Raw genomic sequence first — 13962 nt, forward strand, 5'->3', positions numbered from 1 at the left:
CTCTCGTTGAACACGTACAGGAGGGCGCGGCAGCGACGCTGCGCGACTCCGTACACATCAGTTCTCCTTCAGGAGGATCAGACGAAGGGAGAAGCCACTTGCGCTTCGAGATCATGCGCCTTGACGATGTCGATGGCAGCGCCATCGACAGCACCGTCGTAGACGCCGCCTCCGTCAACCGGATCGTGCAGCAGGCCGCCGCTATCGGCCAGCGCATCTACATCCGTCCAGCCGAGACCGCCGCCCGGTAGTGCCGTAAGGCTCTCCATCAGCACAGAGCGTCGAGCGCCCCCGTACCGCGACGGTACGGGGGCGCTTGTGTCATGTCAGGCGGTATGGGCCACCTGGAGGACCCCGTTGATGATCTGCTGGACCGCGATGGCGGAGAGCATCATCCCGGACAGCCGGGTGACCAGCACCACTCCCCCCTCCTTGATCACGCGAATGATCAGCAGCGAGTAGCGCATGGTGAGCCACAGCACGACATGCATGGCCACGATCGCGGACCACACCGCCACCTGATCGGCGAGCCCGGGCGCGTGCTGCACGGCGAGGATCACCGAGACGATCGCGCCCGGCCCGGCCAGCAGCGGCATGCCGAGCGGGACGAGCGCCACATTGACGTCCTTGGTCTGGCTCGGCTCGTCGCTCTTACCGGTCAGCAGACTGAGCGCGATCAGCAGGAGCAGCAGCCCGCCCGCGATCATCAGCGCGGGGACGGAGACATGCAGATAGTCGAGGATCTGCTGACCGCCGATGCCGAAGACGGCGATGACGCCGAAGGCGACGGCCGCCGCCTGGCCCGCCATCCGGCGCTGCACCTTGGCCGGACGGCCCGAGGTCAGCGCGAGAAAGATGGGTGTGATGCCCGGCGGGTCCATGATCACGAACAGGGTGAGGAAGAGGGAGCCGAATACGGCGACGTCGAACACGGTGAATGGCCTTGCGGGGACGGGCAGCGGTGCGCGCTGATGCGGTACGGGAAATGGGGGGAAGCGGAAGAAGGGGAGGCGGGAGAAGGGAGGGGCGCGCTCAGCCGCCCGCGCCCGGCACCGGGAAGGCCCCGGTCGCCCGGCGCACGATCTCCCCGTAGACCTCGGGATCGGTCGTGTGCTCGCCGAGCCGACAGGTCTTACGGCTGCCGTGATAGTCGCTGGAGCCGGTGGTGAGCAGACCGAGATCGGCGGCGAGGCCGCGCAGCCGCGCGCGGGTGTCCTCGTCGTGGTCCATGTGGTCGACCTCGATACCGTCGAGACCGGCCGCCGCCAGCTCGCCGATCGCGCTCTCCGGTACGCACTGGCCCCGCTTGACGGCCAGCGGATGCGCGAAGACCGCGACCCCGCCGGCGCCCTTGATCAGCCGGATCGCCTCGAAGGGGTCCGACTCGTGCTTCTCCACATGCGCCCGGCCGCCGTCGGCCAGCCAGTCCTGGGTGAAGGCGTCCGAGACGCTCTCCACGACGCCCAGCTCGACCAGCGCGGTGGCGATATGCGGCCGTCCGACGGCCCCGTCCCCGGCGATCTCAGCCACCCGCTCCCAGGTGATCGGCACGTCCAGCTCGCGCAGCTTCGCGACCATCGCCTGGGCCCGGGGCACCCGGTCGTCGCGCACCAGCTCGCGCTCGGCCGCCAGCTCGGGCTCGGCCGGGTCGAAGAGGTACGCCAGCATGTGCAGGCTCACCCCGTTCAGGCGGCAGGACAGCTCGGCGCCGGTGACCAGCGTCAGCCCGGAGGGCAGCGCCCGCGTCGCCTCCGCATGGCCGCCGACGGTGTCGTGGTCGGTGAGTGCGACGACGTCCAGCCCCGCGGCGGCGGCATTGCGCACCAGCTCGGCGGGGGTGTCCGTACCGTCCGAGGCAGTGGAGTGGGTGTGCAGATCGATGCGCACGGCACGGGCTCCAAGCTGCGTTCGGGACGGACGGATGGGACTCCTCAGCATAACCACGCCCGGTGACGCCCGGGTCAGCCCCCCTTGACCCGCGCTGGAGCCACGGCCCAGGACTCCGACGACGAAGCTCAGGCGGTAAGGCTCAGGCGGTAAGGCTCAGCCGGCGACGCGGCTCAGGGTGAGAGCAGCCTCGGTGAGAGCGCCCCGCAGGGCACCAGGTCGACCTCGGCCCCCGCGTCCCGCAGATCGGTGAGCACCATCTCGTCGTACATCAGCAGCCCGGTCTGCTCGGGCCAGACGACCGCCCACAGCCACAGCCCGCACGCCTCGCCCGCGAAGACGGCGCGGTCGTCCGGGGTGCCTTCGACATGCCACAGCGGGGTGGGCCGCCCGGCGGCCAGCACCTTGACATGCGGCGGCTTGTCGACCCGCATCCCCGGCCCCGGATCGGGCCCCGGGATGCCCGCGAAACGCGCGCCGAGCCCGACGCCCAGCTCCTCGGCGATCAGCAGCAGCTCCCCCGGGCCGCCCAGCGGTCCGGGTCCGGAGCAGGCCACGGCGGTGGCGCGGCCACCGCTACGGTCGTCCCCGGCGCAGGCCACACCGGTGAACAGCCAGCCCACGGGCAGCGGCCACGGCATCCATACGGGCACCCGGGCGCGGTTGGTGACCACCACGAGCGCTTCGACGCTCGGCGGAACGACCGGCTGGAGGGGGTGCACCGTGCCGTGCACTCCGCACTGCCAGGAGTCGGCGAAGAGACCGGGTGCTCGCACCCGGCCACCGCATTTCGGGCAACTGGGTTCGCCCCTCATAGGCCCCCACGGTCCTCCCCGGTCGTCGTCGCGTCAAGGACGATCACCCGTCCGGAGGTCACTTCCCGCAGGAGATGCCCTGACGGGCCTCAGCCCGTCAGCGGTACCCCGGCCCGCACCGGGTCGCGCAGATCCGTACCGTGCCGCAGCCAGCGGTCCTGGAGGGCGCCGGCGCCGTGCACCCGCTTCCATGCCGCCTCGTTCGCGGTCATCGGCAGCATCGGCAGGAAGCGCACCGGCTCCATCGGTTCCAGCAGCTCCAAGTCCTCGACCAGGCCGCCCGGTTCGGCGACCAGGACGGAGCTGAAGGACGCCCCGGGCCACAGCGGCCCGCCGAGCTCCAGCGACGCGCCGGGAGTCACCACGACCCCCTCGACCTGGGGGGAGGCGGCGAGCACGGCGAGCGGGCGGAGCACCTCGTCGAGGATGGCGAGGTCGGGGCCGCGGCCGCCGGTCCGCACGGTCAGCACCAGCTCGGCGCGCGGCCCGCGCAGGGGGTCGGCGACGGCGGCGGTCGGGCTGGTCATCGGATGGTCCGACATACCGAGGGTGGCGTAGCGGATGACATCGCTCTCGTCCCGGAATCGCAGCACGTCAATGCGGTCCGTACCGACGAAAGTGATGGCCGCGCGGGCATCCGGCTCGCCCAGCGCGGTGATCAACCGGGCCTCGACCAGCTCAAGAACGTCTGACATGCGGTGAGCATAGATCGCGTATCGAACGGGCAAAGCGGCGACGTAACGGTTCTGCCGACTGATAGCCTTAATCCCTGCCCAGGGAGTTACACGTCGTCCCTCACGGGGGACCGGCCGGAGGAGGTGGGGCTGCGGTGGATCCTAGTCGACCGTGCAGTACCGACAGTTCTCCCGTCGTTTCCCCTTGGTATGCGATTTCAATGATCTGAAGCCTTCCGTACCCCGCCCCCCGGCGGTGAAACACGCGAAGCCATCTCGCATCCAGGGCATCTGACGGTAGAGCGCCTTCGTACCGCTTTGTTCAGTTCCGAAGAACTTCCGTCAGCGCCATCGCACGGAGCGCCGCCCGCTTTGCGGACGTACGGGCACCGGGTGTCGTACGTCCACCTTCCGGGCGCAGCGCTGCGCCGCGCGCCCGCCGCTGACGGCCGGCCCGTGAAGGAGCCCGTCATGTCGATGATCCGTGACCTGCGTGCAGCCGTCCGCCCCGCGCTGCGCCGCACCCGTAACTCCAGTGACTACGACGCGACGCGTGACCCGTCGGTCACCAGCGCCGTGGTCGACTGCGCGGTCTACCGCGACGGCAAGCGGGTCAGCGACCACGTGAGCCCGGCGCAGGCCATGGAGCGGGTCCGCGAGGAGGGCGGATTCGCCTGGATCGGGCTGCATGAGCCGACCGAGCGCGAGTTCGCGGGGATCGCCCAGGAGTTCGGGCTGCACCCGCTGGCGGTCGAGGACGCGGTGCAGGCCCATCAGCGGCCCAAGCTGGAGCGGTACGACGACACCCTCTTCACCGTCTTCAAGACCATCCACTATGTCGAGCACGCCGAACTCACCTCGACCAGCGAGGTGGTGGAGACCGGTGAGGTGATGTGCTTCACCGGCCGGAACTTCATCGTGACCGTGCGGCACGGCGGCCAGGGCTCGCTGCGCGCCCTGCGCCACCGGCTCCAGCAGGACCCCGAACTGCTCGCCAAGGGCCCCTCCGCGGTGCTGCACGCCATCGCCGACCAGGTCGTCGACGGCTATCTCGCGGTCGCCGACGCGGTCCAGGACGACATCGACGAGGTCGAGATCGATGTCTTCTCGGCCGCGACCTCCCGGCGGGGCGGCGACGCGGGCCGGATCTACCAGCTCAAGCGCGAGGTCCTGGAGTTCAAGCGGGCCGTCTCGCCGCTGCTGCGGCCGATGCAACTGCTGAGCGAGCGGCCGATGCGGCTGGTGGACCCGGACATCCAGAAGTACTTCCGGGATGTCGCGGACCATCTTGCGCGGGTCAACGAGCAGGTGCTGGCCTTCGACGATCTGCTGAACTCGATCCTCCAGGCCAATCTGGCGCAGGCCACGGTCGCGCAGAACGAGGACATGCGGAAGATCACGTCCTGGGCGGCGATCTTCGCCGTGCCGACGATGATCGCGGGGATCTACGGCATGAACTTCGACTACATGCCGGAGCTGCGCTGGAAGTTCGGCTACCCGACCGTGCTCGTCGTCACGGTGGGCATCTGCTTCGCGATCCACCGCGGTTTCAAGCGCAACGGCTGGCTGTAAGGACGACGTCGGCCGCGGGGCCGGACCGCGGACGGACGGACGGGCCCCTGTCGGCCGGGCCCGTCCGAGGGGGCCCTCACCCGCCCGGGCGGGGCTTCCTGCTGTCCGTCATGATGACCAGCGCGAGCCCGCCGAGGATCACCGCGAGCGCGGGGTAGGCCGCCACGGGCGGCATCTGGCCCAGCCACAGGGCCGCGATCAGGGCCGCCCCGGGCGTCTCCAGCAGGATCGCGGTCGAGGTGATGGAGGGGCCGAGGCCCTTGACCACCCGGTTGATGAGGGTGTGCCCCAGCAACTGGGCGGTGACCGTCAGCACGGCGAGCTGAAGCCAGGTGGTGCCGCTGTAGCCGCCGAGCCGCGCGCCCGCCACCAGGCAGGTCAGCAGCAGGAGCACGCTGGTGGTGGCGTAGCAGACATAGGCGTACGCGGTGGTGCTCACCGAACGCCGCACCTCCGCCCCGAGCAGCACATACCCGGCCGCCGCCACCCCGCCCAGCAGGGCGAGCGCGTCGCCCAGCAGGGCGTGCGGGGAAGCGGACAGATCAACCCCGGTGAGGATCACCACACCGAGGATCGCGAGCCCCATGCCCACCCAGGCGAGCGTGGGCAGGCGGTGGCCGCGCAGCCGCAGCAGCAGCGCCGTCCAGATGGGGGTCGTGGTCACCAGCGCGGTGGAGGAGGCCACGGAGGTCATATGCAGGCTCGGCAGCCAGGCTCCGAAGTGCACCGCGAGCAGCGCCCCCGCCCCGACCGACAGCAGCGCCGCCCGGCGGCCCATCCCCCGCAGTTCGCCCCGGTGGCGCCACAGCGCGAACGGGGTGAGCGCGCCCACCGCCATGGCGTTGCGCCAGAAGGCTATGGCGAGCGCGGGTGCCACCGTCGCGGCGGCCAGCGGCGCGGAGAGCGAGACACCGGCGATGGCGACCGTAAGGAGCGCGATATCGACGGGAACGCCACCACCGGGACGACCGCCGTCACCGGATGCGGCGGGGGCTGCGGGGTGGGCTGGGGTGCGCGCGGCACGGGCGGTGGGCACGGCGCCAGGGTAAGGCGCTTGAGCATAAGACGGAACTGACATTTCACAGGCTGGGACGAGTTGGCGACTGGCCTAGGCTGTCGGCATGACGCAGACGCCGATGGACCGTGCCCTTGTCGAGGAGGCGGCCAAGAAGTCCGCCCTCATCTGGGTCCAGGGCACCGAGGGCGCCCCGCGCGCCCTGTGGCACATCTGGCACGAGGGCGCGGTCTGCCTCGTCGGGGACGGACCCCAGGAGCAGCCCCTCCAGGGCCTCGGGCTGACCGACGGCGGAAGCGCCACGGTGACCGTGCGCAGCAAGGACAAGGGCGGGCGGCTGGTCGGCTGGCCCGCGCGGGTGGTCGAACTCGCCCCGGGCGGCGAGGCGTGGACCGCGGTGGTCGACGAGCTCAAGGGCAAGCGGCTGAACGCGCCGGACGCCGACCACATCGCGGAGCGCTGGGCGCGCGAATGCCGGGTGCTGCGGCTGGAGCCCGCGCCCGGGGCGCTCGCCGAACACCCCACCGGCTCCCTGGCGGCGACCCCGCTGCCGTCCCCGGCGACCACCCGCCAGCCGATCCCGGCGGCGCTCCCGAAGCTCCTCGCCCGCCGCAAGAAGCGCGCCCGTGACGCCCGTAAGGACGCGTCGTAGCTCCTGACGCCGGGTAAGGCCGCGCCCTGGCTTCAAGGGCGTAGTAAGGCCACGTCCTGGCTTCAAGGACGCGGTAAGGCCGCCCCCTGGCTTCAGGACGCCAAGGAGGCGCCCTCGCTGCCCTTACCGGACGCGCTCGCGGCCACGGCGCCCACGGGACCGGCTACGGCGCCTCCGGGATCTGCTGCCCGTAGTCGAGCACATGGCCCTTCTCCGGGGCGGCGAGACTGAAGCCCTTGTTCCAGTCCGCGAGCTGGATCACGCCCGCCCCGCCCGCCCGCTGAAGCCGCAGCGGATAGGGCCGGCCCTCCAGGGAGACATCGAGCGATCCGCCCTCACCGGCCTTACCGGCACTGATGCGGATCGTCCGTACGCCGTTCACCTGCCCGTGGTCGCCCGTGGCGACCTCGCCGTGCAGGCCGAGCAAGCCGTCCAGCAGCAGCTTCATATCGGTGAAACCGCTGAGCCGCTGGTAGGAGGGGTCGCCGGAGGGGACCTTCACATACTTGTTGTCCAGCTTCCCGGCCGCGTCGGCCGCGCCGCCGTGTCCCTCGTCCCCGCCGTCGTGGGACCAGAAGCCCGAGTCGGCCTTGAGGTAGAGCTCCTTGCCGACGCGCAGCAGCTCGAAGCTGGAGCCCTTGGTGGAGACCTGGCCCGTGCCGCCGTCGGCCTTGAGGCGCATGTTCAGCTTGTAGGTGGCTCCCTGGGTGACGAGCGTGCCGGAGAGCCGCACCGAACTCGCGCCGGCGACCGCCTGACGGGTCTTGCTCTCGATCTTCGTGGCGGGGAGCTTTCCCACGCCGTTGGTCCCCGCGTCGGGGTCCTGCTCCCCACCGCCGCCGCCACACGCGGCGAGCGTGGCGGCCAACCCCGCGCACATCGCCGCAACGACAGCCCTGTTCCGGGTGCGCACGTCCGCTCTGCCTCCTGATGCCGGTGCAGTAGGGCAGCGTACCGGTGCCGTCCCCCGGTGTCCGCAGGGTGCCGTACCGCCTTCGCCCGGCGGCAGGGCAGGTGCGGGCACGTTAGCCTGAACCCGGTGAAGAGCGGATCATTACCTTGAATGACCACAAAGCCCCATATACGAGGGGAGGCAGGGCATGCCGGCAGGCGCCCCCCGGGTCTTTGTCTCGCATCTCGCGGGCGTCGCCGTCTTCGACCCGAACGGCGACCAGGTGGGGCGGGTGCGCGATGTCGTGGCGATGCTGCGGCTGGCCGGCCGCCCGCCGCGGGTGCTCGGCCTGGTGGTCGAGGTGATCGGCCGCCGCCGGATCTTCCTGCCCATGACGCGGGTGACCGGTGTGGAGTCCGGCCAGGTCATCACCACCGGGGTGCTCAATATGCGCCGCTTCGAGCAGCGCCCGACCGAGACCCTGGTCCTCGGCGAACTGCTCGACCGCACGGTGCGGGTGGTCGAGACCGGCGAGCCGGTGACGGTCCTCGACGTGGCGATGACCCAGTTGCTCGCGCGCCGGGAGTGGGAGGTCGACAAGGTCTTCGTACGCCGCGGCAAGACCGGCGCGCTGCGCCGCCGCGGCGAGGCGCTGACCGTGGACTGGTCGGCGGTCACCGGATTCTCGCTGGAGGAGCAGGGCCAGGGTGCGGAGAACCTGCTGGCCACCTTCGAGCAGTTGCGCCCCGCCGACCTGGCCAATGTGCTGCACCATCTGTCCGCGAAGCGCCGGGGCGAGGTGGCGGCGGCCCTGGACGACGAGCGGCTCGCGGACGTCCTGGAGGAGCTGCCCGACGACGACCGGGTGGAGATCCTCGGCAAGCTCAAGGAGGAGCGCGCGGCCGACGTCCTGGAGGCCATGGACCCCGATGACGCGGCCGATCTGCTCTCCGAGCTCCCCGAACCCGACAAGGAGCGGCTGCTGGGCCTGATGCGCCCCCGCGACGCGGCGGACATGCGGCGGCTGATGTCGTACGAGGAGGGGTCGGCGGGCGGTCTGATGACGACCGAGCCGATCGTGCTGCGCCCGGACGCCACCATCGCGGACGCCCTCGCCAAGGTGCGCGAACAGGATCTGACGCCCGCGCTCGCCGCCCAGGTCTATGTGTGCCGCCCGCCCGACCAGACGCCCACCGGCCGCTATCTGGGCATCATCCACTTCCAACGGCTGCTGCGCGACCCGCCGTTCACCCTCGTCGGGGCGTCCGTCGACACCGATCTGCCGACGCTGGCGCCGGACACCCCGCTGCCCGTCGTGGCCGGCCATCTGGCCACCTACAACCTGCTCGCGGCGCCCGTCGTGGACGAGACCGGCTCCCTGCTCGGCGCCGTGACGGTCGACGACGTGCTGGACCATCTGCTGCCCTCCGACTGGCGGGAGCGCGAGCTGTACGCCGGGATGGCCCTGCCGGAGGCCGCCGATGGACGGTGAGGGCATCCGGCTGGACCGGCCCAAGGCGCGGCGCCGCAGCCCGCTGCCGCGCTGGGACCCCGAGGCGTTCGGCAGGGCGTCCGAGCGGATCGCGCGCTTCCTGGGCACCGGGCGGTTCATCGCCTGGATGACCGCCTTCGTCGCCCTCTGGCTGGCCTGGAACATCCTGGCGCCGCAGCGGCTGCGGTTCGACCCGTTCCCGTTCATCTTCCTGACACTGATGCTCTCGCTCCAGGCGTCGTACTCCGCCCCGCTGATCCTGCTGGCCCAGTACCGCCAGGCCGACCGCGACCGGGTTACCCTGGAGCAGGATCGCGCCCAGGACGAGCGGTCCATCGCCGACACCGAGTTCCTGGCCCGGGAGATCGCGGCACTACGGATGGGGCTCGGCGAGGTGGCCACTCGCGACTGGATCCGCTCCGAGTTTCAGGATCTGATCAGGGAAATGGAGCAGGGGCGAGGCGCCCCTGCTCTGAGTGATGAACCCGACGGCTGATGGATCCTCACAGCGCGTTTCGCGCCGTACCATCTCCGTGTGACTCCTCCCCCTCCCGAAGGAGGCGGCTTCTCACTCGGCCGCCGTAGCGACCTCATGACGGCCAAGCCCTGACCGGCGCCTTGCGGCGCGATACAGACTGTAGCGAATCGGTTGCGCTCCGCGCCACCGAGTCAAGGAGATCGGATGGCTTCCGCGACAAGCCCCACGCCGAGCGAAGACGCGGTACGCGCCGCGCTCGCGACGGTCAACGACCCGGAGATCCACAAGCCGATCACCGACCTCGGCATGGTCAAATCCGTCGAGATCGCGGCGGATGGCTCGGTCGCCGTGGTGGTCTACCTCACGGTCTCCGGCTGTCCGATGCGGGACACGATCACCAGCAGCGTGCGGACGGCGGTCGCCGGGGTCGAGGGTGTGACCGGGGTCACGGTCGAACTCGATGTGATGAGCGATGAGCAGCGGCGTGAGCTGGCCACCTCGCTCCGCGGCGGCCAGGCCGAGCGCGAGGTGCCCTTCGCCAAGCCCGGCTCGCTGACCCGGGTCTACGCGGTGGCCTCCGGCAAGGGCGGCGTCGGCAAGTCGTCGGTGACGGTCAACCTGGCCGCCGCGATGGCCGCCGACGGGCTCAAGGTCGGCGTGGTGGACGCCGACATCTACGGCCACTCGGTGCCCCGCATGCTGGGCGCCGACGGACGGCCCACCCAGGTCGAGAACATGATCATGCCGCCGTCGGCGAACGGCGTGAAGGTGATCTCGATCGGGATGTTCACTCCCGGGAACGCCCCGGTGGTCTGGCGCGGCCCGATGCTGCACCGCGCGCTCCAGCAGTTCCTGGCCGATGTCTACTGGGGCGACCTCGATGTGCTGCTCCTCGACCTCCCCCCGGGCACCGGCGATATCGCGATCTCCGTCGCCCAGCTCGTGCCCAACGCCGAGATCCTGGTGGTGACGACGCCGCAGCAGGCCGCCGCCGAGGTCGCCGAGCGGGCCGGCGCCATCGCCGTCCAGACCCATCAGAAGATCGTCGGCGTGGTGGAGAACATGTCCGGGCTGCCCTGCCCGCACTGCGACGAGATGGTCGACGTCTTCGGCACCGGCGGTGGCCAGGTGGTCGCCGACGGGCTCAGCCGGACCACCGGCACGACGGTGCCGGTGCTGGGCTCCATCCCGATCGACGTACGGCTGCGCGAGGGCGGCGACGAGGGGAAGCCGGTCGTGCTGACCGACCCCGACTCCCCGGCCGGCAGCGCGCTCAAGGCGATCGCGGGCAAGATCGGCGGACGGCAGCGCGGCCTCGCGGGCATGTCGCTGGGCGTCACCCCGCGCAACAAGTTCTGAGCGCACGCTGGGCCACGGCCTTACGGCTCGCGCTCGGCCACGGCCTTACGGCTCGCGCTGGGCCACGGCCTCACGGCTTGCTCGGCCACGGCCTCACGGCTCAGGGGCGGCTTCCCGCGGAAGCCGCCCCTGAGCCGTTGGCGGATGCCTTACGAGTCGTAGCGGGTGATGTCCTTGACCACCGCGAACCCCAGACCGTAGGCGCTCACCCCGCGCCCGTACGCCCCGATGTGCACGTCCTCGCCCGCCGTTCCGGCCAGCACCCAGCCGTACTCCGACTCGCGGTAGTGGAAGTCGGTCGGCACCCCGTCCACCGGGAGCGAGAGCTGCGACCAGCTCTCGCCCGCCAGATCGTCCGCCAGCTCCCAGGCGATCGCGGTCTGCTGGTCCAGCCAGTCCTGGCGCAGCGCCCGCTCCATCCGCGTCGGCCAGGTGCACGACAACAGACCGGAGCCGGCCAGCCAGGCGGCGGAGGAGACCGAGGTGGCCTCCAGCTTGCCGGTGCCGTCGGCGCTGTCCCGCCCCGGGCGGCTGGCGACGGTGACGACCACCGTGAAGCGCTGCTGGTCCATATCGGTCTCGACCTTCAGGGACGGCTCCTCGCCATGGCCGGTCGAGCCGTACTCGACGATGCCGTCGGCCGCCGCGCCCACCCGCATCAGCCAGCGGGGGCCGGTGAACGCCTCGTCAAGCCCGTACCAGGGGAAGCCGGCCATCAGATAGCCGTCGACGCTCCGCCGGGCATCGGCGGGCATCCCCTGCGCAGCCGCTGCCACTCCTCGTTCCCCTAGCCGACCCGTGGTCTCCATGTGCGCGCGGCCTCCTCGTTGCCCTGCGTTGTGGGCGGCCCGCCCCCCTCGGGCGACCCTCACCCCGGACAAAGGGAGGATAGCCATACGGGTCAACCAGGCCGGGCATACGGGGGGATCAAGTGGCGTCGGAGTCGAAAGGCGGACGCTCCTCGCGGCTCGGTTCCTCGCGCTTGCGCAGCAGGTCAGGCGTGCTGGAGTCGCCCTTGGACAGGGACAGCGGGGTGGTGCCGGAAGCCCCTGAAGAGCCCTGCGACGGATCACTCTCCCGGCCGTTCACCGCGTCGGCGACCTCCGCCATCTCCTTACGGAGGTCGAAGCCGTTACGGATCTCCTTCAGGCCGAACTCATCGGAGTCCATCACATGCTTGCGCACGAAGGTCTTGGGGTTGAGGTCCTCGAACTCGAAATCCTTGAACTCCGGCCCCAGCTCGGAGCGGATGTCCTCCTTGGCGTTGTCGGAGAACTCCCGGACCTTCCGGATGAACTGCGACACATCCCGAATCAGCTTCGGGAGCTTGTCCGGGCCGAAGACGAGCACCGCAAGGACAACGAGCGCGACAAACTCGAGAGGTCCTATGTCCAACACCTTGCAGCTCCTCAAGACGTCTGGGCCCCGGCCTGGGCCACTGAACACCGTACCTGGCGGCGGAGCCGGCGCGGGAGACGGCCGGGCCAACAACGGGCGTCAGCCGCTGCTCGCCGAACCCAGGATCAGCTCCGCGGTGCGCTTCTTACCGCCGCGCTCGACGGTGAGCGCGAGCCGGTCACCGGGGCGGTGGCTGCGGATCTTCACGATCAGCTCCTGTCCGCTGTGCACCGGGACGCCGTCCACCTCCGTGATCACGTCACCGGCCTTGATCCCCGCCTTGTCGCCGGGGCCGCCGGAGCTGACCGGCGGGCCGCTGCCCGCGCCCTTGGTGTTCACCCGGGCGCCGTCGCCCGAGTAGCCCATGTCGAGGGTCACGCCGATCACCGGATGGGTGGCCTTCCCGGTGTTGATCAGCTCCTCGGCGACCCGCTTGCCCTGGTTGATCGGGATGGCGAAGCCCAGGCCGATACTGCCGCCCTGGCCGCCGCCGAGGCCCGAACCGTCGTCGGCCGCCCGGATCGCGCTGTTGACCCCGATGACCCGTCCCTTGCGGTCGACCAGGGGGCCGCCGGAGTTGCCCGGGTTGATGGGGGCGTCGGTCTGGAGCGCGTCGACATAGCTGACGTCGCTGCCGTCCTCCTTCTCCCCGCCCGCGGTGATGGGGCGCTCCTTGGCGCTGATGATCCCGGAGGTGACGGTGCCCGCCAGGTCGAAGGGGGCGCCGATGGCCACGACGGGGTCGCCGACGCGCACGGAGTCGGAGTTGCCCAGCGGCAGCGGGGTGAGCCCGGAGACGCGGTCGACCTTGACGACCGCCAGGTCATAGCCGGTGTCGCGGCCGATGATCTCGGCCTTGGCGTCCTGACCGCTGTTGAACGTCACCGATATGTCGCCGTCCGCGCCGGCGGGCTGGACGACATGGTTGTTGGTGAGGATATGGCCCTGCTTGTCGAGGACGAAGCCGGTGCCGGTGCCCTCCTCCGAACTGCCGCGCACATGGATGGTCACCACGCCGGGCAGCGAACTGGCGGCGATCCCGGCGACGCTGCCCGGGGCCCTGGTTTCCTTCTCGAGCGGGGCCTGCGGCAGCTTCACATCGACACCCCCGGAGGCGTGGTCCCGCTCCGCGTACGCGCCGATGCCGCCGCCGACGCACCCCGCGACCAGGGCGATCAGCAGCGCGGCGATCCAGGCACCGCGGCGGGAGACCGTCTTCGGCGTCTTGGGCGCGGCGGGCGGGACCACGGTCCAGGGGTCGTAGCCGCGCCACTGGGCGGTCGGGGCGGGCTGCGCCATCGGGGCAGGGTGGTGGGGATCCGCGGGCCCCGCAGGGAGCTGTGTGCCGTGCGGCGGGGTCATCCCGGGGTGCGACGGCATGGGCGCGGGCGCGCTCTGCCCCGGTACGGGACCCGCGGCGGGCGGCAGGGTGGTGCCGTGGGGCGGGGTCATCCCGGGGGCCTGAGGCGGTGCCTGGGGCGTTACAGGGGCCTGGGGCGGCGCCTGGTGGGGCGGGGGCGGCGCCTGGGCCATGCCGGGGGCCGGGGGTGCCTGGGCCATCCCGGGCGGGACATGCGTGCCCTGTGCGGGGGTCGCCGCCGGATGCTGGACGGGCGGGGCCGGGGCCCAGGGCCCGGGGCCGCCGTAGGGCGGGGTGCTGTACGGATCGGGCTCGTGCAACGGCCGGGGCGCCGGCTCGTCGGGCGCGTGGCCCTCCGTGGGCGCGTC

General features: G+C 71.4%; 15 protein-coding genes. 6 read left to right on the top strand and 9 right to left on the bottom strand.

The genetic code is table 11. The features are described from left to right. The first annotated feature begins 98 nt into the window (after positions 1-98). Positions 99-251: a DUF8834 family protein gene (locus KN815_RS52725; protein WP_014054732.1), complete on the top strand. Its 153-nt coding sequence runs from the start codon at positions 99-101 to the stop codon at positions 249-251. A gap of 75 nt (positions 252-326) precedes the next feature. On the opposite strand, the gene KN815_RS35275 is transcribed toward KN815_RS52725, so the two are convergent. From KN815_RS35275 to KN815_RS35290, 4 genes are all read right to left on the bottom strand, one after another. Further along, on the bottom strand, positions 327-932 hold the full coding sequence (locus KN815_RS35275; RefSeq protein WP_014054731.1) for a MarC family protein: 606 nt from the start codon (positions 930-932) through the stop codon (positions 327-329). Positions 933-1032: 100 nt separating this feature from the next. After that, positions 1033-1887 carry a PHP domain-containing protein gene (locus KN815_RS35280; RefSeq protein WP_216345920.1) on the bottom strand — a complete coding sequence of 285 codons (855 nt, stop codon included), beginning with the start codon at positions 1885-1887 and terminating at the stop codon, positions 1033-1035. 173 nt (positions 1888-2060) lie between these two features. Then, positions 2061-2702, bottom strand: coding sequence for a DUF6758 family protein (locus KN815_RS35285; protein ID WP_211123774.1), 642 nt, complete (start codon positions 2700-2702; stop codon positions 2061-2063). Positions 2703-2791: 89 nt separating this feature from the next. Beyond that, complete coding sequence (locus KN815_RS35290; RefSeq protein WP_216345921.1) at positions 2792-3397, bottom strand: suppressor of fused domain protein; 606 nt, start codon at positions 3395-3397, stop codon at positions 2792-2794. 450 nt (positions 3398-3847) lie between these two features. Here KN815_RS35290 and KN815_RS35295 point away from each other — a divergent pair, with 450 nt between their 5' ends. Continuing rightward, entirely contained in the window at positions 3848-4948 is a 1101-nt protein-coding gene (locus KN815_RS35295; protein ID WP_078643419.1) for a magnesium and cobalt transport protein CorA, read from the top strand. Positions 4949-5024: 76 nt separating this feature from the next. Here the strand turns inward: KN815_RS35295 and KN815_RS35300 are convergent, their stop codons facing one another. Further along, a complete protein-coding gene (locus tag KN815_RS35300; protein ID WP_216345922.1) occupies positions 5025-6026 on the bottom strand; it encodes a DMT family transporter in 1002 nt (333 codons plus the stop codon). A 43-nt stretch (positions 6027-6069) separates the two neighbouring features. Here KN815_RS35300 and KN815_RS35305 point away from each other — a divergent pair, with 43 nt between their 5' ends. Then, positions 6070-6615, top strand: a complete 546-nt coding sequence (locus tag KN815_RS35305; protein WP_216345923.1) for a hypothetical protein — start codon at positions 6070-6072, stop codon at positions 6613-6615. A 163-nt stretch (positions 6616-6778) separates the two neighbouring features. On the opposite strand, the gene KN815_RS35310 is transcribed toward KN815_RS35305, so the two are convergent. Then, complete coding sequence (locus tag KN815_RS35310) at positions 6779-7528, bottom strand: hypothetical protein (RefSeq protein WP_216345924.1); 750 nt, start codon at positions 7526-7528, stop codon at positions 6779-6781. A gap of 187 nt (positions 7529-7715) precedes the next feature. Here KN815_RS35310 and KN815_RS35315 point away from each other — a divergent pair, with 187 nt between their 5' ends. From KN815_RS35315 to KN815_RS35325, 3 genes are all read left to right on the top strand, one after another. Next, positions 7716-8999: a magnesium transporter MgtE N-terminal domain-containing protein gene (locus KN815_RS35315; protein ID WP_216345925.1), complete on the top strand. Its 1284-nt coding sequence runs from the start codon at positions 7716-7718 to the stop codon at positions 8997-8999. Beyond that, the gene (locus KN815_RS35320; RefSeq protein ID WP_216345926.1) at positions 8989-9495 is read left to right on the top strand and encodes a DUF1003 domain-containing protein; all 507 of its coding nucleotides are present in this window, start codon (positions 8989-8991) and stop codon (positions 9493-9495) included. Before KN815_RS35315 ends, KN815_RS35320 begins: the two co-directional genes overlap by 11 nt. A 186-nt stretch (positions 9496-9681) precedes the next feature. Further along, positions 9682-10836 carry an Mrp/NBP35 family ATP-binding protein gene (locus KN815_RS35325; RefSeq protein ID WP_216345927.1) on the top strand — a complete coding sequence of 385 codons (1155 nt, stop codon included), beginning with the start codon at positions 9682-9684 and terminating at the stop codon, positions 10834-10836. Positions 10837-10985: 149 nt separating this feature from the next. Here KN815_RS35325 and KN815_RS35330 read toward each other — a convergent pair whose 3' ends face one another. The 3 genes from KN815_RS35330 to KN815_RS35340 all read right to left on the bottom strand — a co-directional run. Next, positions 10986-11645 (bottom strand): hypothetical protein, encoded by a 660-nt coding sequence (locus tag KN815_RS35330; RefSeq protein ID WP_216345928.1) that lies wholly within the window; start codon positions 11643-11645, stop codon positions 10986-10988. Positions 11646-11763: 118 nt separating this feature from the next. Beyond that, positions 11764-12234, bottom strand: coding sequence for a sec-independent translocase (locus KN815_RS35335; protein ID WP_216345929.1), 471 nt, complete (start codon positions 12232-12234; stop codon positions 11764-11766). Positions 12235-12333: 99 nt separating this feature from the next. Next, the coding region (locus tag KN815_RS35340) for a trypsin-like peptidase domain-containing protein (RefSeq protein WP_216345930.1) at positions 12334-13962 on the bottom strand (1629 nt) is incomplete at its 5' end.

This window comes from Streptomyces niphimycinicus (genome assembly GCF_018883605.1).
Lineage (GTDB): Bacteria > Actinomycetota > Actinomycetes > Streptomycetales > Streptomycetaceae > Streptomyces > Streptomyces niphimycinicus.

Excerpts from the sequence above, each read along its gene's own strand:
- KN815_RS35285 (WP_211123774.1), bottom strand. The coding sequence starts at position 2,702 with ATGAGGGGCGAACCCAGTTGCCCGAAATGCGGTGGCCGGGTGCGAGCA.
- KN815_RS35290 (WP_216345921.1), bottom strand. The coding sequence starts at position 3,397 with ATGTCAGACGTTCTTGAGCTGGTCGAGGCCCGGTTGATCACCGCGCTG.
- KN815_RS35295 (WP_078643419.1), top strand. The coding sequence starts at position 3,848 with ATGTCGATGATCCGTGACCTGCGTGCAGCCGTCCGCCCCGCGCTGCGC.
- KN815_RS35300 (WP_216345922.1), bottom strand. The coding sequence starts at position 6,026 with ATGTCAGTTCCGTCTTATGCTCAAGCGCCTTACCCTGGCGCCGTGCCC.
- KN815_RS35305 (WP_216345923.1), top strand. The coding sequence starts at position 6,070 with ATGACGCAGACGCCGATGGACCGTGCCCTTGTCGAGGAGGCGGCCAAG.
- KN815_RS35315 (WP_216345925.1), top strand. The coding sequence starts at position 7,716 with ATGCCGGCAGGCGCCCCCCGGGTCTTTGTCTCGCATCTCGCGGGCGTC.
- KN815_RS35320 (WP_216345926.1), top strand. The coding sequence starts at position 8,989 with ATGGACGGTGAGGGCATCCGGCTGGACCGGCCCAAGGCGCGGCGCCGC.
- KN815_RS35325 (WP_216345927.1), top strand. The coding sequence starts at position 9,682 with ATGGCTTCCGCGACAAGCCCCACGCCGAGCGAAGACGCGGTACGCGCC.
- KN815_RS35330 (WP_216345928.1), bottom strand. The coding sequence starts at position 11,645 with ATGGAGACCACGGGTCGGCTAGGGGAACGAGGAGTGGCAGCGGCTGCG.